Source organism: Streptococcus cuniculipharyngis (genome assembly GCF_007859195.1).
In the GTDB taxonomy this organism is placed as follows: Bacteria; Bacillota; Bacilli; order Lactobacillales; family Streptococcaceae; genus Streptococcus; species Streptococcus cuniculipharyngis.
Genome location: NZ_VOHL01000001.1, coordinates 238,212 through 255,506, shown reverse-complemented (window position 1 = coordinate 255,506; position 17,295 = coordinate 238,212). Strand labels below are relative to the sequence as shown.

The window sequence follows — 17,295 nt, the reverse complement described above, 5'->3', positions numbered from 1 at the left end:
CCAATTGTGAAACTAAGTCCTTTTTAACAAAACATCTGTTTACACAAATAAATTTATGTAAAACGAAAAAAAAGTCAAGTAGATTTAAACTACTTGACTTTTTCTTCTTGGTAATCACAATCTTCAGTATTACTACAAATGACCTGTTTGGCGCCACCACGTAATTTTTTCTCGATGAGATAGGACTGGCATTTAGGGCAAGCACGACCGACAGGAATATCCCAGGAGGTAAATTCGCAATCTGGGAAACGGTCACAGCCATAAAAGAGGCGATTTTTCTTACTCTTCCGCTCAATGACTTGGCCTTTTTGACAAATTGGACAGGTAACACCAATTTCTTTGGTGATAGCCTTAGTGTTGTGACAGTCAGGGAAGTTACTGCAAGCATAGAACTTGCCATAACGTCCCAATTTAATCACCATATCGTGGCCACAGAGGTCACAAGCAAAACCTGCAGGTTCATCTTTGATTTGAATTTTTTCGATTTCTTGCTCAGCTTTGGCTAATTCTTTTTCAAATGATTGATAAAACTGGTCAATCACCTTTTGCCACTGGGCCTCTCCAATTTCAATCTTGTCCAATTTGGCTTCCATATCGGCTGTAAAAGCAATATTGACAATGTCAGGGAAGAATTCAACAATTAATTGATTGACGATTTCTCCCAACTCTGTTGGCTCAAAACGTTTAGCAGCTAATTTGACGTAGTAACGTCTTTGAATGGTTTCCAGAGTTGGGGCATAAGTTGACGGCCGTCCTACACCATTTTCTTCCAAAGCCTTAATTAAGGTCGCTTCTGAATAGCGAGCTGGTGGCTGAGTAAAGTGTTGTTCTGGGTTGAGCAACTCTTTTTTTACCACTTCTCCTTCTACCATATCGGGTAACATTTTATTTTTATCCGAGTCATTATAAACAGCCAAATAACCGTCAAATTTAATTTGGCTTCCGTTAGCCACAAAGATGACCCCGTGCTGTTCCAAGTTGACCTTCATGGTATCAAAGACAGCCGCTGTCATTTGGCTAGCCACAAAACGATTCCAAATTAAGGTATAGAGTTTTAACTGATCCTTATCCAAGTATTTAGCAATAGATTCTGGTGTTTGATGGACATTTGATGGTCGAATGGCCTCATGGGCATCTTGAGCACCAGTGGCATTTTTAACCTGACTAGCATGTTTGGAATAGCCCTTGCCAAATCTTTCTGTGATAAAGTTAGCAGCATCTGCCTTAGCAACTGGACTGATACGAGTAGAATCCGTCCGCATATAGGTGATTAAACCCTGTTGACCACCACTTCCCAAACTAATCCCCTCATAGAGCTGCTGGGCTACCATCATGGTTTTCCGGGTGCGGAAATTGATTTTATTGGCAGCATCCTGTTGTAAAGATGAGGTCGTGTAAGGCAGAGGGGCATTTCGCCGACGCTCTTTTTTTTCCACTTTTTGAACAAGAAAATCTGGTCCATCCAGTCTTGCTAAAACCTGCTGAACATCTTCATTGGTATTGAGGTTTAACTTTTTACCATCAAGACCGTAAAAATGAGCTTGAAATTTTTTGTTTCCTTTTTTAAAGAAACCATCAATAGACCAGTATTCTTCAGGTTTAAATTGCTTAATGTCATTTTCCCGATCAATAATCAATTTGAGGGCAACAGATTGCACACGGCCGGCAGAAAGGCCTTTTTTGACCTTGCGCCAAAGGATAGGGGAGATAGAGTAACCGACAATACGATCTAGAACGCGGCGAGCTTGTTGAGCATCAACCAAATCCATATCAATTTGTCTAGGTGAGACAAAGGCATTTTTAACCGCATCTTTGGTGATTTCATTAAACACTACCCGGTTTTTATCATGACTATCTAAATTAAGAATATGGGCTAGGTGCCAAGAAATCGCCTCACCTTCACGGTCTGGGTCACTTGCCAAATAAACTTGTTTGGCTTGTTTAGCTTCCTTTTTTAAGGAATTAATCAAGGGTCCCTTACCGCGAATATTGATATATTCTGGTTCATAGTTATTTTCAAAGTCAATGGACATGCTGGATTTTTTCAAGTCCCGAATATGTCCCACACTGGCTACAACCTTGTACTGACGCCCAAGGTATTTTTCAATCGTTTTAGCCTTAGCAGGTGACTCAACAATAACCAAATTTTTTTTCGGAGTTGTTTTTTTGCGACTGCTTTTCTTCTTTGTAGCAACTGTACTTGCCATAGTATCCTATTACACTTTCTTTGAGAGTTGAAACTCCTAGTATAATATACCACTTTTGGTCAACTGTCAAGAATTTTATCAAAGCTTGTGAAAAATTTAAGTTTTATTCAAGAAAAGCATACTCTGATAAGATATCGTAACCTGAGCTTGTGCAGATAGCTCCTTCCTTGATGAGATGGTGACAACCATCTGATAATCCTTCAATAATATTACCAGGAACAGCAAAAACATCACGACCTTCTTCTAAGGCCCGCTCACAAGTGATCAAGCTACCTGAACGTTGTTTAGCTTCAACAACAACGACTCCTTTAGACAGCCCAGCAATGATCCGATTTCGTTGAGGAAAGTGATAGTTGAGAGGCTGGGCCTGAGGATGATATTCAGATAAAACGAGATGATGTTTAGCAATGTAATCTTGCAAGGCTTTATTTTCTTTGGGGTAATAGGTGGCTAAACCTGTGCCAATCACTGCAATAGTTGATCCCCCATTTTTTAAGCTGGCTATATGAGCGGCAGTGTCAATCCCTCTAGCTAGGCCGCTGACAATAACAAACCGATTACCCAGTTCAGAAATAATTTTTTTAACGGATTTGACACCAACTGTTGAACAATTTCTAGACCCAACAATGGCTAGTTTGGCTCGAGTTAAGAGTTCTAGATTCCCTTGATAAAACAAAAGAACCGGAGGATTGTGGATTTGCTTTAGTTCTAGCGGGTATTCCTTATCCAAAATGGAAAGATGAGGAAATTGATTAAATTCCTGTCGCAATTGTTTACTATCTAATTGTTTGTAGCTTTCAATAATCTTAATCGGTTGCTGGCAACCTGAAACAACAATCATATCCCTTAGGGATAGAGACTTCTGTTCTTGTTTTTGATAAGCCAGAATATTAAGAATATGCTGGTTGGTTAAGCCTGCCCTTTTTAATTTATAGAGTTCAAAATTATTCATGATTACCTCCTTGTATCTTTTTATTCGTAAAAAAGAACTCACAAAAATGCGTGTTTCTATGTCAATACATTGAAAACAGAGGGGAAGATATTAACTCTAAAATAAAAAAGAACCTTTTTCACATGACCAGTATGTCATGTGAAAAAGGTTCTATCTAGTATTAAGTGCTTGAGCAGCTAGTGATTTGACTGGTTCAAAACTCCGGCGATGAATAGGGCTAGGTCCTAATTTTGCTAAGGCGTCTAGGTGTTCTTTAGTACCATATCCTGCATTGGTGGCAAAACCATAATGGGGATAGATACTGTCATAAGCAACCATCAATTGGTCTCGAATGACTTTGGCTACAATAGATGCGGCTGCAATGGACTGAGATTTCGCATCTCCTTTAACAATAGATTCTTGAGGAATAGAAACCGGCAACTCCATAGCATCAATTAGCAAGGCATCGGGCTCTGGCACATTGTTTAAGGCATCTAGCATGGCTAATTTAGTTGCTTCATAAATATTAACCTCGTCTATGACAGTGGATTCTTGAATCCCAATACCGACAGCAACGGCTTGACTCATAATATCGTCGTATAGCTTAGTATGTTGTTTTTTCGGAATTTTTTTGCTATCATTCAGTCCTTTTATGTGACAAGTTTCAGGTAGGATGACACAGGCTGCGACAACTGGCCCAGCCAAGGGACCCCGTCCGACTTCATCGATTCCCGCAATCAACTGGTAGCCCTGTTGGAGATACTGACGCTCATAGGTCAGCATTTCAGCCAAACGTTCCTTTTCAGCTAATTCTTTTTGAATGGCTTTTTTACGTTGAACAATAGCCTGTTGGACCCCCTTACGGCTGTCTTGTTCAAATTCTGCCCAGCGTTTATCTGATAAAGAATCAATCTTAGCGAGTTCTTCTTTGATTTCTTTAACGGTCATTTGTCGCAATTTCTCCAATTCTGTCTAAGGTATAGGTTCCCAATTTACCATCTCTGACTTCTTTTACAAATAGTTGGTAAAAACGGTCATAGTCCTCTCGAAAACCGAGTTGTTTAGTGAGCTGCATAATGATTTCAGGGGCTTCTTCTGACAACTCAATTTGCTTAAAACGCTCTTCCAGACGTTCTGGATAATACTCCTTGAAATAGTTTAGACCAAAAATGGTTACTTCATCCATAGGTAAAAGATGATCTTTGATGGCGCCAGTCAGGGCTAATTTCAAACCAACCACCTGATCCTCAAATTTAGGCCAAAGAATGCCAGGAGTGTCTAAAATCTCCAAGTCTTTATTGGTCTTTAGCCATTGCTGGCCCTTGGTTACACCAGGTTTATTACCAACTTGGGCAATTTTTTTACCAGCTAAGCGATTCATTAAGGTAGACTTTCCCGCATTTGGAATACCAATAATCATGGTTCGTAAGGTTTCTTTTTGAATCCCTCGTTCGCGCAAGCGAGTTATTTTATCGGCCATCAATAATTTAGCTGCTTCAGTGATTTTTTTAACCGTTACCTGTTCCTTGGAATTAATAGCCAAAGTTCTTATGCCCGCTTGTTCAAAGTAATGACGCCATTCTTTGGTTTGGGAAGAATCTGCCAAATCCGCTTTATTTAAAACCAATAATTTTGGTTTATCGCCAACAATCTTGGTCAGCATGGGATTTTGACTGGATAAAGGTAACCTAGCATCCACTAAAATGGTCACAAAATCAACAAATTTTAAATTTTCCTGTACCTGTCTTCTAGCCTTGGACATGTGGCCAGGAAACCATTGAATGTTAGCCATGTGTTATAATTCCTTTCGTAGCAAGGGGTTTCAGCCCCTTGTTTTGTAAAAATCATGTGAGTCACCAAAAAGTCACCAAATGTTAGACACTATTCCCAAACCAGCCGGTATGATTGCAACTGATTCTGATTATTTTTTATACAAATAATATCAAAGGAATGATAAATGTTAGATAGGTCTTTGCGGACTTTCGGCAAAATATTCGAAGCGATATGCCTTACAGTATAGCTTGGAGCAAGGCCAATAGCTTTTCTAAACTCATCTACTGCAAGTTCAATTTTTCCCTCCGAGATATGCTCCTCAATCACTTCTTGCAATAAAGGAGAATATTTGCAAGACCACTTTATTGATGGCCTAAACTCAAACCCGTTGTCTTGAGCAAACTTGTTCAGAGTAGCAAGAGCTTGTTCCTGATCAGATGGGAGTTTGTGAGTATATCCCATTGTCGTCTCAAAGTGAGCATGCCCTACACGTTCCATAACTTCTCTAATGGCAATGCCTGAATCACCAGATTGCAAATAAGTGATATACATATGTCGGAATGAATGCGGGGTCACATGCTTTTTCCATTTGAAGCCATACCTTTCCTCGCATGTTGCCAATAATTCCTTTTCAACTCTCGCTAAAACTTCTCTGAATGAGTGTGATGTAATCGGCGAACCATATTCTGTTCTAAAAATACTCGGAGAGGTTCTGAAACTTGGGCAAGGATTAGCTTCAGTATAGCTATCAAACTCTTTACCACGTTCTATAGTTCTTAAAATTGCTTCACAAGCTACTTGGGGTAAAACAACCTGTCGCTCAGAGTTAATGGTCTTGGTGCTATCAAAATAATAATCTTCAACTCGTAAATCGTTATACTGGAGCGATTTATCAATCGTCAATACACCTGTTTTCACATTAAAATCTTCCTCTGTGAACGCTGCTTCTCCAATTCGTATTCCAGAAAATAAAAGCACGATGGCTAAGTCATAATAGCTAGGATTTCGACGCCTTCTCAAAGTGTCAAAGAAAGCATGTAACTCATGGATTTCTAAAAATTTTGCTTCGCGTCTCCTACTTGCCTCTCGTTTTTTTTCAAGAGGTATATCCAACTTAATAGCTGTCATCGGTGAATAAGCAATGATGTTATATAAAACACCATGATTAAATATCTTATTGCACGTACTCTTTATATGCGTCATTGTTGACGGAGAAGCATCATACTTAGACATATAAGTTGAAAGACTATTTTTCATCAACAGTGGTGTGATTTTACACAGTAAGTAGTCATCTCCTATAATCTGCCCTAATCTCTTGATAACCAACTCTTCCCGTTTTACTGTCTGAGGCTTAACAGAGACTGACCAGGATTCTAGCCAATTCTGCTTCAGTTGACCAAATGTTTGAATCGTTTCAGGCAAGTATCTATTTTCAGTTACTGAGATAGCTTCAGCGATTTTATCTTGAAGTTCACGCTCGACTTGCTTTCTGGCACGACTAGTATTTTTTGTGTAGGAAACAGTGACATTCTTCCACTTTCCAGTCAAAGGGTCTCTGTATTTATCACCTATTTCATAGCGAATTGTTCCCTACCTTTGTTTGTCTTGTTCTATAGTACATACTTCCATCCTCTCAATAAAAAAGAAAACTGAAATAGTTCTAGTAGAATAAATTCCCATCTACCATTATAGCACGATTTCCCTTATTTTACCACTATTCGCTGCTTCCAGCGTAAAAACTCCTCAAAACCATCGAGGTTGATAAAAACCAATTTGTGAGTAGGGGTGATAACATATTGCTTAAATTGTCGATGTTCTCGCATCTCAGTAATCCAGCGATTCAAGGTATACTGATTCAATCCTTCCCAGCGTTTCAGAAGAGATTTTTTATCCCCCCACTCAGCTATTGCATTTTCAACGGGCACATATTTTACTTTCACATTTGCCTCCTTATACTCTATAATTTATGACCTCCGTGGGTAGAACTGGTTCGGTTCCTCATGGGGATTGCACCCGCTGTCCTTTCTCGCTGGCAGCCTAAACGGTTAGAAGTATCATTGTCCTCACTTGTGTCATGGCAGATAGAGAACCACTCTATTTTATAGCTGATAATTCTCGCTCATGTCACGGCGTATCTGACTAATTTGCTCCACAAATGATTAAAGTCCCACCTTGGTCTATTCAATTTTCAATGAACAGCTAGGAGAGACTATTTTATTCTATGTTTTATTCTATCTGGACAATCTGTTAATCCTAATAGGTAATCCGTACTAACGTTATATAGTTTAGAAAGCTACACAAGAACATCTGCCGTTAAGGCAACCTCTCCTCTCTCAATTTTTGCATAGTTTGTATGAGAGAAGGAAAGTAAATTAGCAACAAACTTTTGAGTAATATCGTGATCTTCCCTCAAATCCCTTATCCGTTGGTACATCTAGCTTTCTCCTAAGAAAAGTATAATTTATTTCTAAGAGAAATTAGGGAAATTGTCATAATATGACAGTGTAAATCGAAAACACCAAAATAGCTTAAAAATATAAAGTGTTCTGTATTTAGTAAACCAGGGGAAAATTTATCTTGAGAATCACGTCGTTAATTTATTAACATTTTTAAATAATAATTCGTTGATTTTCACTAAGGTGGAAAAAGCATAGAGAGTTTATAAGAGAATGTGACTTAAATCAGAACCGTTGATAATCTAACTGTTAAACCGCGACAACTCATTGAACTCTGCAAGCGAAATGAAGAATTTGAAATGCAGGTAGTTATCTTAAAGTAAACAGCAATTATAGTGACCTCAAAAAGCAGATAACCACCGCCAACAAGAGAAAATACTGTTTCTTATCTATGTGCTTTCTATTGGATATACTGTATTTCAGCTATTACTATCAGGCTTTGATACCTATTCCATAAATGGAATTATAGAAAGAAGTAAAAGCAGTACTCTTGGAAAACAAAGCTAAATTTGGTACAAAGTAAATTCAACACATACTCAACAGTCATAGCCTCTACCTCTATCATTATCGAATTAGTCGGATCTTAAAGATCATAAAATTTTTCTGCCTGTATTCAGAAAATAGGCTTCAAATCCCATTAATCAGGTACAAATGTGGCACCTATGTCCAATCACTTGAACAGATCCTTTTGACTATCGTCAGCCGTTAAAAGTTCTAATAACTGATTAGATCTATATTCGTGTTCGTCATATATCTCTTCCATTCTGATAGAGGTAATAGTTTAACTTACGAGTTACTTCAGTCTTTTAATATCAGACGTTCTCTGAATCAATCTATCCTTATGATGATACCACAACTGAGAGCACGTGCCCGCCTTCAAGATGGAATTTGTTAAAAGAGCGATTTTAGTCTTTGAAAAAATTAGATATTAAGACATACGACAATCGCATGAAATATTTTCAATATGAAAACAATACTTTTACTTAGCTATTTTGTTATAGAGCAAGCATTGAATCTGTTCTAAACTACTGTACTATAGTTCGGAAATAACTATTTCATGCGATTATTATGGTTAAACTCACAGATTATACCCATTGACCAAATTATCCTCGTGTTTATAGCAATCTCAATTATCATACCCCTTTGGTGAATAGAATATTTGCCTAACTACATTTTCTTTATCATATTTTTTTCGAAAAAGTTTTGTCTTTTTAATTTACTAGTTCTCCCCAAAAGTCCTACAGTCTAGCCAAAATTGGTGGGTTTATATCTTTTCAAGCCTTTAACCTGGCTGGAAGAATTTCCAGATTTAATTAATTTCTCCTTGATGAATACCATGCCTACAAAAAATAATTCGATACAAGTAAGTAAAATAACAACTAAATTTGACCAAAAATAATCCCATTCTTTATTTATAAAATTGTTATAAGTTTGAACTACCGCTAAAATACTAGTTGGAATACCTACTTTAACAAGAATGAAAAGTTCAATTATTAATCCCAAGCAAATTAGAATACTATAGTACTTAGATACAACTGAAATTCCGTCATACTTGAAACAATTTTTTATGAACTTAAGCGAATCACTCATCAAGGTTCTAGAATTCAGGATATCTGCTACAACAAAATACAAATCAGTTTTTAAATAAAATTTAAATTCAAAAATTAACCCTACTACTAAAAGGAGGATTGCAACCCTAGATATATTATAGAAAAACGGAACTTTCGTAAAATTTGCAACTAAAATAAAAAATGATAACAATGTAATGTCACAAAGCATTCCAGATAAATAAACTATTATACGCTTTGGCTTTTCCAGTAACCAAATATTATCAATTCGAGTCTCAAAAACAAAATAAAAGAATCTTCTTCCTATACCAATAAATCCTAATTCGCCACCAAGAAGCCTAATAGATAAAAAATGACTGAATTCATGGAACATTACTAAAATAAAATCTAAAACTGTGACCGTAATGGTTGTTATGAGTAGAGATTTTGAAAAAAAGATATTTGTATAATCTAACAAAGAACTTGGAAAATGGGGAAACAAAAACAAATAAACATAACTTATATATAATGCCCATAAAAAAATAGTGACCTTATTGAAAATAATTTTCAGTACTCTCTGACTTATCCATGGAAAACTTATCCCTTTTTTTTGAATATTTTCAGATGTAATCAATTCTCCATTAATTATTTCAAGAAAATTTAATTCGACTAGTTCACTAATGAAATTTTCTATTTCATAAGTAGAAAAGGAGGATAATTCATGCTTAATTAATTCCAAATTCTCTAATTCCATTATTGATTTGATAATCTCATATGCATCATCTGAAACTTCAATATAACGATTTAATTTTCTCCTTCCAACTATATAAGAGTCCTTTCCTTCTCTTTTAGAAACAAAGTCTGAAAAGAATTTAATTTTTTTTTCTGAACTCATCAAAATATAAAACCTCAACTTCTCCTGACCAATCTAATATACAACCCACAAAATCAATAATGTCTAAATCTTGCATTTCATAAGTATCTCCATTATTAACTGTTGCAGTTGCATCCTCAATATACGTAACTTTATAACCTCTATCTGAAGCAATGATTGAGGAAAATAGGCAACAATACTCAGCATTAAAACCTGTAATAACAATTTCATTAACTTGATAATCTGATAAAATATCATTCAACTCTTTACTTTTAAATATATTTGGAGAATCTTTTTCTATAATAAAATTGGAAGATTTGGATAGTTGCTCATCCAAAAGTCCATCTACATTTCCACTATAAATAATACTTTCTTTATCATTGTCAATATGTTTTGTGCTGATAATGATGTCCCCATTCGATTTAAAAATTCGTTGTAATTTCAAAATATTTTTTCTAAGTATTTCAAATTTTCCTCTAGAAAACATTCCATTTTGACAATCTAAAATAACCAACGCCTTCATAAACTATACTCCATTATTTCTACTAACTTTTCAAAAATTTTTTTTACATTGTAAAATGATAAATTATTTTTATCGAGTAGCGGATTGTATTCGACAATGTCAGCACCAATTATATTATAATTCTTTAATAAATCTAAATATTTTAATATATCAGAAACCTCGAAACCCTCTGGCACTTGATAACTGGTTCCTGGATTTATTAATGGCTCTAATACATCAATATCGATTGAGATATAGACATTTTTGACTTTGCCACTTGAAAAGTATCTTTTAAAATTATCATAGTCACTAAATACTTTATCATCACCAACGTTATAAAATGGGAGCTTTGGCTCTCTCACCCCAATATGTATAATTTCATCAATCCTTTCTATCTCCCTAATCTTTTCAATATAGTTATGATGGTTTAACGGAAGTTTTCTAAAAGTTCCAGAACAATCATAATGAGCATCAAATTTTACAAAAACTATATTTTGTTTCAAATCAGTTGATAGTGACTCCACTATTGAAGAGGAAATTGAGTGATCTCCCCCCATAACTAGAATTTTTGAACTTGAATTTAATGATATGACTTGTTTAATTCTATTCTGAAAATCTACTATCGATTCTCCCGAAAGATAGAGAATATCTCCAATATCTATTACCCTACCCAATATATTGCTTCGGTATGGATATTCACAATTCTCCATAAAAAGGTTATTATAATTATTTGAAATACCCGAAAAATATCTTCTAAAATATTCCGGAGCAACTTTTGAGCCAGTTGTTCCCGTAGAACCCGCATCATAAGGAGCTCCGATAAATACAATATTAGAATCTGTGTTTAAATCACTTAATAAAGTATCAGGCTTAATTATCGGAGGGAGATTATAATTTAAATCTGATTCCACTAAATTAACTTCTTGTAAATAATTTAAAATTAAATTCTTTTCACTAGAATCCTTATCATAACAACCAAGAGGTTCTTCAATCATCTCCAGAATTAAATTATAAGTATATTCATTTATAATAATCTTCTGACCTGTTTGCAAATTCGATAATTCAATACTATTCTCTAGTTTTCTAGCTGATATATCTTCTTTTTTTATCCTCATTTTATCTCCTAAAAAGGTCTGTATTATACAGACCTCTCTTTGTATATGAAAGAATCTTGTATACTTTTACAAAACTCCTAATAAAACTAATCAAGACTCTGGATTAATTGTATTACGTCCGCCGCGCTTAGTAAGCTCAACCGAGTCTAATACTTTAATTTCAATCTTTTTAGTTTCTTTTTTTGAATCTTTCATATTTCCGCTCCTTCCTACAGATGTAGTATTGATTAACGTCCCTCTCCAGGGACAAGAATAAACCTATTTTTGACAATTACACATTTGATTTTTTTCAACTGGTAAATATGAAATTGTGTAATCTCTATAATCCAAAGTAAATAGCTGATTAACAACTCTAGGAGATTCAAATTTTGTAATATGTCTAATAAAGTCAAAAATCATAAATGAAGTGATGCATGAAGAAGTTGCTGCTAAACAATTATTTTGTGTCGCATATCCATGTTTCTTTACTTCAGAATATTTAAAGTAACCCTCAGCTGAAAACTGTTTTAAATTAAGTTCTCGACAGTTAAAACAACTCGTTTCATTAGGAATGATTGTTTGAAAATATGAAGAGGCTTCACTATTCCCTCCATAGATCCATGCAGTTTGTGTATTATGACACGCTTCATTAATCCATTTATATATCCAAATTGAAGGTTGATCTGCCGCACAGAATACAAAATCAATATTAAATTCTTTTATTAGTCTTTCGACATCCTCAGTGCACGTTATCTCTAACTGAAAAGTAGTAAACTGAATGGAGCTATCAAACTTATCTAATTTTTCCTTCGCAGCCTCAGATTTCAAACTCCCCACATCAGATTCAGAATATAACAATTGTCTATTTAAGTTAGATAAATCTACTTTGTCAAAATCTACTCCATAGAGTCTTTGAACCCCTAAAGCCGCTAAATTCATTGCCAAGGAAGAGCCTACTCCACCCAAACCAACAATTAATACATTAGAATTTATGATTTTCTTCATGTAGTTGACTTTTTCTGTTCCAAGATAATCAAAATTTGATAAAAAATTCATTGTACGACTATGACGCTCAATCTCTCTAGGGGTCAATGAACTCTCTACTGTTATTGCATAATCTTCTAGAATCAAAGGATAGCTTGAAAGACTATCAATAATTTCGGTTACTTCCTCAATTCTTAAGTCCTTGTATTTATTTTTTATTTTTTTATATATATCCTCAATGGTATTACTTCCATTACAGTTACATAATATTTCGTAAACTAAACCACTTGGATCAGTTACCTCTAATGCAAAATCTGGAGTTGCTCCAATTGATAATTTCTCACCATATGGTATTAAAGATAACTGTTTTTTAAAATATGGAAATTTCATATTCTTCCTCACCTTAAAATACCCCTTATATGTATTCATAAGTATTTTATCAGTACTTATCGGAATTTAAAAAATATCCCAACAGTATAACAAATGAATCTATATAGATAAACTTTTTTCAACTAAATACCATTTTTATATTTTTATGCATCGAAATATGTTCTTTAGGTCTATGAAAATTTATACTATTATCTTTGACCTAAACATTCTCTAATGCACTAAATAAGTAACTTTTTTCGTTACTACATCTATATATACACATGCAATTCTGGCTATCAGCGTTTCATCATCAATTATACTATATCTTACTCAGTTACTCAGAAAATAGCAAATCGCATAGAATTAGATAACAAAACCAACACTTTGGTGTTTTTATAACTCTTGACTAATTGACTAAAACACTAATAACAATGACTTATTGCCTACATACGATATCAATAAAAATTATATTACTTCACATAAGAATTCGCTGGACCAGGATCAATCTCATTCATTGGTTTCGGTTTATTTGTTCCACCTTTACCAACAGCTAAAACCAGTCCTCCCAACAAAGACATGACAATGAGTTTCTTTAAAAGCTTCTTCATAAGAATCTCCTTTAAGTTTTGATAAGTTTATTCTAGCACCCAAAAATTCATTTGTCAATCTTTTTTATAAGTTTTTGTTATACTTTTTTTTTATATACTTTTTTGTATTTACAGAAACAAGAAAACGATACCCGTAAGCATCGTTCAAATATCTAATTTTGAAATTTATCTGAGATATAGTGCTCTACTGCCAGAGCCTTCTCTGTATTATCTTCGATTTGCTTATACAAAAAATGTGCAGTCTCAAAGTAGGTTTTAACCGTCGTTCTTTCTGAAAAATTTTGACTTAGATTTCCCAACAACAAAAATGAATCTGCTAATAAATAAGTTGTTCGATACTCTTGGCATAATTTAATAGTCGCAGTTACTTGTTTAATAGCTGCTTCCATATTCTTTTGTAGCCAAAAATAGCGACCTAGGTTATAGTTAAATTTGATAGACAACTCCAATTCCTCTATTGTATTTAAAGTCAGTTGCTGCAAATGACTAGTTAACTCTTCCTTCATCATATCAAACCTAGCTAGATTATCTGTATCATGATAGAAATTAAAAAGCGTATTGGAAATTTGAAGGTGGTTTATATCTGCCTTATGAGTTGATTTTAATGCCTTCTCTAACCGCTCTATCGCTCCCTCTCTTCTATCGCGAACGTAAAAATCCACCAATGAAGCAATCCATTCCAGATATATTTTATCTGACAATGATAAGCGGTGAGATTTTTCTTTCTCTAAATCATAGATATATTTCAAAGATTCATAATTTCTTTGAGTAATGAACGTTTTAGCTATTTTTTTAAACTCAATAAGATCTGTACTCTCATTCAAAATTTGCTCGTCAAAAAAATAATCCATACTAACATTGAGTTTTTTAGCCAGTTGATGCAATAATTCTGAACCCGGAGTATATTCTCCGTTCTCCAAACGACTAATTTGACCTTGCTTACAAATGCCTTCTGCCAATTCTTTTTGAGATAATTTCAATTCTTTTCTTCTGCTCTTAATCCGAGTAGCTAGTAAGCTTCCCACTTTATTTCCTCCAGTCTATTACTTCTAACTGTATTTTATCACGATTTCTAAAAAAATTCAAATACGTTATATTTAAAATACATTTAAATTACTCTAGTGAAATGTCAAAACCACTCTCTTTACTATCGATTGCAAAATTTATAGTGTTAACTAATTTCCCCAATCTCCTCACATGATGTTCATAGTCATCTATGGCTGTATTCATCTGTTTTTGACAATCTTCAATTTCTTTCTCCACCTGCTTCAGTTTAATGACTGGTGTCAGGTTCATCTTGGCATAGTCGTATCTGGCTAGCCGTCTGTTTTCTGGGTCAGAGTTATTAAGATTGAGCAGGACTTCTGCTACTTTATTGAGATGAGCGACCTTATCCTGCAACTCCGTGACGGTCAAATCCAACTGGGCGATGTCCTTGATTAACTCATCTTTGACTTCCTGGTAAGATTTGTTGTTTATGTCTAATTCAATAAGAAGATTGAGCTCTGCTATTTTCTCTTTGAGACTGGCCATAGTCGGGCGTCTGCGTTTCGGGATATGCTTGCTGTCGTGAGTGAGTTGACGGATTAGTTCACGTCCTCGCATGTAGCGGTTGAGATCAGAGTTCGCTTTATTGTAGATGAAAAATTGGGCTGTCTCTCGGATAAAGACATGGTAGGACTTGCCCTGCTCGCTCTCATGAATATCCAAGTTACGGTTTGGGATAAAGACTAAGCCATCTTTTTTGACACCATAAGTCATCTTGATGAAGATACCGTCCTTGACCAACTTGTCAATCTGGTGGTCTGCTAGAACCACTTCAAATTCCTGAATCTTATCTCGTTTCTCCTTGAAGTCCTTGTAGGCTGCTAGAAGCTCCTCACTAGGGAGTTTATCCTTGTCCTGTGCTTCTTGGTAGGTCTTAAAGTCGGAGATAAGGTTCGTCAAATCAATATTTTGTGTGACTTCTCTTTGGTCAAAATAATCCTCGAAGAACTGGAGATCATAGAGGTATTTTGTACTGACCTTTTTATTCTCAATGGAGATGGTTCGGCCGTCTTCGACCAAGGTAAAGGTCACATGCTTTTTCTTCGGAGAGATTTTCAGATTTACCTGCTCTGCCATGTCCAAAAGATGAGAGAAGTCACGTGCTCTAGGCAAAAGAAAATCCAGTCGTTTCTCAATGGCTCGTTTGGCAAAATGCTCTCGGAAATAGTCCTCGGTGTAGGGCTGTCGCTTATCCAGCTGCTTACCACGAATGACCTGCCTCATGTCTCGGTCGGTCATGGAAAATCTGGCGTGCTTGCGAGAGAAGTCCATCTCCACGTTGAGAGCGGGAGCCTTGGCCATAAAGTCCTCAAAGTTCTTGCTGTTCTCCATGAGAAAATAGAGCCGTTGTTTGAGTTCAAATTTGTGATTGCTCTTTCGGTAGGTTTCAAATTGTTCGTGCGAATAGCGATCGGGCGGAATAATCTTTGCTCCTGCTTCCTTGGCCAAGCGGTCAGAAATCATGCGAAGATTCCTCTCTTGGGCGTAGTCCCACTTGAGCTTCTTGTCAGAATGGAGGTCAACAGAGTTTATCAGAATATGATTATGCACATGGTCTCTGTCTGTGTGGGTTGCGACGATGAAACGAAAGTTGCCCCCTGTTAATTCCTTGATGGTCTCGTAGCCAATGCGATTGATTTCTTCAGCTGTCAGATTATCTTCAGGAGAGAAAGACTGAATCAAGTGATGGGCGTGGATTTTGGTCTGCTTGATTTGCTGGCGGTCGTTTCTGGAATCATAGAGCCTGTCGTTGTTCGTCAAGTTTGCCTGATACATCTCCACCAGCTCCTCATAAGTGGGAAAATCCAAGTAATTGCTCATGCCAAAATCGGAGACCAGCTTCAGCTGCTCTGTCTTGTCAGGATTGAGGATATACTTGATAAGGCTCTTGCGGTATTTGGTGCTATGCACCGCAAAATGCTTAGTGATGACCATAAAACTCCTTCAGCTGCTGGCACTTGATGTTAAAGTCCTTCTCAACTTCCTTGATGAGTTGACTAATACCTTGCACCAAGAGCTCACGGTCACTTAATGATAGAAGATGAGTTTGGTTGACAGTCCGTGCGATTTGATTAAGGTTATTTCCGATACGTTTCAGTTCAAAGATCAGGTCGTCATAGTTACTGGTATCAATGGTCAGAAAGGTCATGTTAGGATTGAGCAGCATCTTTATGGCATAAGCAGAGAAATTTTTACAGCCACTCTGCACGATACGGTCGTTCAAAGTTGCTAACTCCTGGTCCGTTAGAAAGACTTTTTTGAGGTTAGTGCGGTAACGATTTTCCATGTCTAGCCTCCCATGTACTTGTCACGAAAATCTGAACCGATTGGGATAAACTTCTCGACTTCTGCCATCAGCTCCTGCACACAGGTTAGGATAATTCGTAAGTGCTCTGCCGTGACCTGCTGGGTCTGTTCAGCCAAGACAGTCACCTGTAAGATGTCACGGCTAATTTGTTCAATCTTCTGGGACTGCCAGAGGGTAAACCAGTCAGCTACCGACTGCCTCCCTTCGACTAAATCCATCAGCTTTTGACGAACAAAGGGGGAAAACTGGTCAGCGTGTTCCTGTTTCATCAGTCCCTGAATCTGCTCCAGTTCCTCTGGTGTCAGATTGATTTCCTTACGGATAATGCGATAGTAGTCTGTCATCTCGTTATACTCCTTCTCTACTTGCCTCTATCGGGTCAGCCCCGATACCGTGTGGGATACGGGTGCTTCCTAAAAGCCTCATCGCTTCGCTTTTCGGCTTTTGCGAGCTCAGTTATTGTGTCCACAATAACCCAAAATCTAATCGCCAGCTGACCCCAAACCTTGCAGGTTTGTCAGCCGACGATAAGAAAACATGGTGGCTTCGCCCCCAAACCCCCAATCAAAAATCAAGAGTTGATTTTCTAAACCTA

14 protein-coding genes and 2 pseudogenes are annotated in these 17,295 nt (G+C 36.2%); all 16 read right to left on the bottom strand.

Going from position 1 to position 17,295, the window contains the following annotated elements; translation table 11 throughout:
• Positions 1-89: 89 nt before the first annotated feature.
• The 16 genes and pseudogenes from topA to FRX57_RS01220 all read right to left on the bottom strand — a co-directional run bounded on the left by topA (position 90) and on the right by FRX57_RS01220 (position 17,044).
• Entirely contained in the window at positions 90-2,207 is a 2,118-nt protein-coding gene (gene topA / locus FRX57_RS01290) for a type I DNA topoisomerase (protein ID WP_146565861.1), read from the bottom strand.
• Positions 2,208-2,310: 103 nt separating this feature from the next.
• Positions 2,311-3,159: a DNA-processing protein DprA gene (gene dprA, locus FRX57_RS01285; RefSeq protein WP_146565859.1), complete on the bottom strand. Its 849-nt coding sequence runs from the start codon at positions 3,157-3,159 to the stop codon at positions 2,311-2,313.
• Between the two features lie 150 nt (positions 3,160-3,309).
• Positions 3,310-4,086 (bottom strand): ribonuclease HII, encoded by a 777-nt coding sequence (locus tag FRX57_RS01280; RefSeq protein ID WP_186600803.1) that lies wholly within the window; start codon positions 4,084-4,086, stop codon positions 3,310-3,312.
• Positions 4,076-4,930 carry a ribosome biogenesis GTPase YlqF gene (ylqF, locus tag FRX57_RS01275; RefSeq protein ID WP_146565855.1) on the bottom strand — a complete coding sequence of 285 codons (855 nt, stop codon included), beginning with the start codon at positions 4,928-4,930 and terminating at the stop codon, positions 4,076-4,078. Before ylqF ends, FRX57_RS01280 begins: the two co-directional genes overlap by 11 nt.
• A gap of 89 nt (positions 4,931-5,019) precedes the next feature.
• Positions 5,020-6,532 (bottom strand): annotated as a pseudogene (locus FRX57_RS01270) (tyrosine-type recombinase/integrase).
• Between the two features lie 82 nt (positions 6,533-6,614).
• Positions 6,615-6,851 (bottom strand): DNA-binding protein, encoded by a 237-nt coding sequence (locus tag FRX57_RS01265; RefSeq protein WP_146565853.1) that lies wholly within the window; start codon positions 6,849-6,851, stop codon positions 6,615-6,617.
• Positions 6,852-7,120: 269 nt separating this feature from the next.
• Positions 7,121-7,345, bottom strand: a pseudogene (locus FRX57_RS01260) (helix-turn-helix domain-containing protein).
• A gap of 1,267 nt (positions 7,346-8,612) precedes the next feature.
• Positions 8,613-9,809 (bottom strand): hypothetical protein, encoded by a 1,197-nt coding sequence (locus tag FRX57_RS01255; RefSeq protein WP_146565852.1) that lies wholly within the window; start codon positions 9,807-9,809, stop codon positions 8,613-8,615.
• Complete coding sequence (locus FRX57_RS01250; protein ID WP_146565850.1) at positions 9,787-10,311, bottom strand: isochorismatase family protein; 525 nt, start codon at positions 10,309-10,311, stop codon at positions 9,787-9,789. The genes FRX57_RS01255 and FRX57_RS01250 overlap by 23 nt, the downstream gene beginning before the upstream one ends.
• Complete coding sequence (locus tag FRX57_RS01245) at positions 10,308-11,405, bottom strand: arginase family protein (RefSeq protein ID WP_146565848.1); 1,098 nt, start codon at positions 11,403-11,405, stop codon at positions 10,308-10,310. Before FRX57_RS01245 ends, FRX57_RS01250 begins: the two co-directional genes overlap by 4 nt.
• A gap of 258 nt (positions 11,406-11,663) precedes the next feature.
• Positions 11,664-12,758, bottom strand: a complete 1,095-nt coding sequence (locus FRX57_RS01240) for a HesA/MoeB/ThiF family protein (protein ID WP_146565846.1) — start codon at positions 12,756-12,758, stop codon at positions 11,664-11,666.
• Positions 12,759-13,207: 449 nt separating this feature from the next.
• On the bottom strand, positions 13,208-13,345 hold the full coding sequence (locus FRX57_RS07580; protein ID WP_186600802.1) for a hypothetical protein: 138 nt from the start codon (positions 13,343-13,345) through the stop codon (positions 13,208-13,210).
• A 152-nt stretch (positions 13,346-13,497) separates the two neighbouring features.
• On the bottom strand, positions 13,498-14,370 hold the full coding sequence (locus tag FRX57_RS01235; protein WP_146565844.1) for a helix-turn-helix domain-containing protein: 873 nt from the start codon (positions 14,368-14,370) through the stop codon (positions 13,498-13,500).
• An 88-nt stretch (positions 14,371-14,458) separates the two neighbouring features.
• Positions 14,459-16,327: an SAG1250 family conjugative relaxase gene (locus FRX57_RS01230; RefSeq protein WP_146565842.1), complete on the bottom strand. Its 1,869-nt coding sequence runs from the start codon at positions 16,325-16,327 to the stop codon at positions 14,459-14,461.
• Entirely contained in the window at positions 16,314-16,679 is a 366-nt protein-coding gene (gene mobC, locus FRX57_RS01225) for a plasmid mobilization relaxosome protein MobC (protein WP_146565840.1), read from the bottom strand. The genes FRX57_RS01230 and mobC overlap by 14 nt, the downstream gene beginning before the upstream one ends.
• A gap of 2 nt (positions 16,680-16,681) precedes the next feature.
• Positions 16,682-17,044, bottom strand: coding sequence for an SAG1252 family conjugative relaxosome accessory protein (locus FRX57_RS01220; RefSeq protein WP_146565838.1), 363 nt, complete (start codon positions 17,042-17,044; stop codon positions 16,682-16,684).
• Positions 17,045-17,295 lie beyond the last annotated feature (251 nt).

Excerpts from the sequence above, each read along its gene's own strand:
- topA (WP_146565861.1), bottom strand. The coding sequence starts at position 2,207 with ATGGCAAGTACAGTTGCTACAAAGAAGAAAAGCAGTCGCAAAAAAACA.
- dprA (WP_146565859.1), bottom strand. The coding sequence starts at position 3,159 with ATGAATAATTTTGAACTCTATAAATTAAAAAGGGCAGGCTTAACCAAC.
- FRX57_RS01280 (WP_186600803.1), bottom strand. The coding sequence starts at position 4,086 with ATGACCGTTAAAGAAATCAAAGAAGAACTCGCTAAGATTGATTCTTTA.
- ylqF (WP_146565855.1), bottom strand. The coding sequence starts at position 4,930 with ATGGCTAACATTCAATGGTTTCCTGGCCACATGTCCAAGGCTAGAAGA.
- FRX57_RS01255 (WP_146565852.1), bottom strand. The coding sequence starts at position 9,809 with ATGAGTTCAGAAAAAAAAATTAAATTCTTTTCAGACTTTGTTTCTAAA.
- FRX57_RS01250 (WP_146565850.1), bottom strand. The coding sequence starts at position 10,311 with ATGAAGGCGTTGGTTATTTTAGATTGTCAAAATGGAATGTTTTCTAGA.
- FRX57_RS01245 (WP_146565848.1), bottom strand. The coding sequence starts at position 11,405 with ATGAGGATAAAAAAAGAAGATATATCAGCTAGAAAACTAGAGAATAGT.
- FRX57_RS01240 (WP_146565846.1), bottom strand. The coding sequence starts at position 12,758 with ATGAAATTTCCATATTTTAAAAAACAGTTATCTTTAATACCATATGGT.
- FRX57_RS07580 (WP_186600802.1), bottom strand. The coding sequence starts at position 13,345 with ATGAAGAAGCTTTTAAAGAAACTCATTGTCATGTCTTTGTTGGGAGGA.
- FRX57_RS01230 (WP_146565842.1), bottom strand. The coding sequence starts at position 16,327 with ATGGTCATCACTAAGCATTTTGCGGTGCATAGCACCAAATACCGCAAG.
- mobC (WP_146565840.1), bottom strand. The coding sequence starts at position 16,679 with ATGGAAAATCGTTACCGCACTAACCTCAAAAAAGTCTTTCTAACGGAC.
- FRX57_RS01220 (WP_146565838.1), bottom strand. The coding sequence starts at position 17,044 with ATGACAGACTACTATCGCATTATCCGTAAGGAAATCAATCTGACACCA.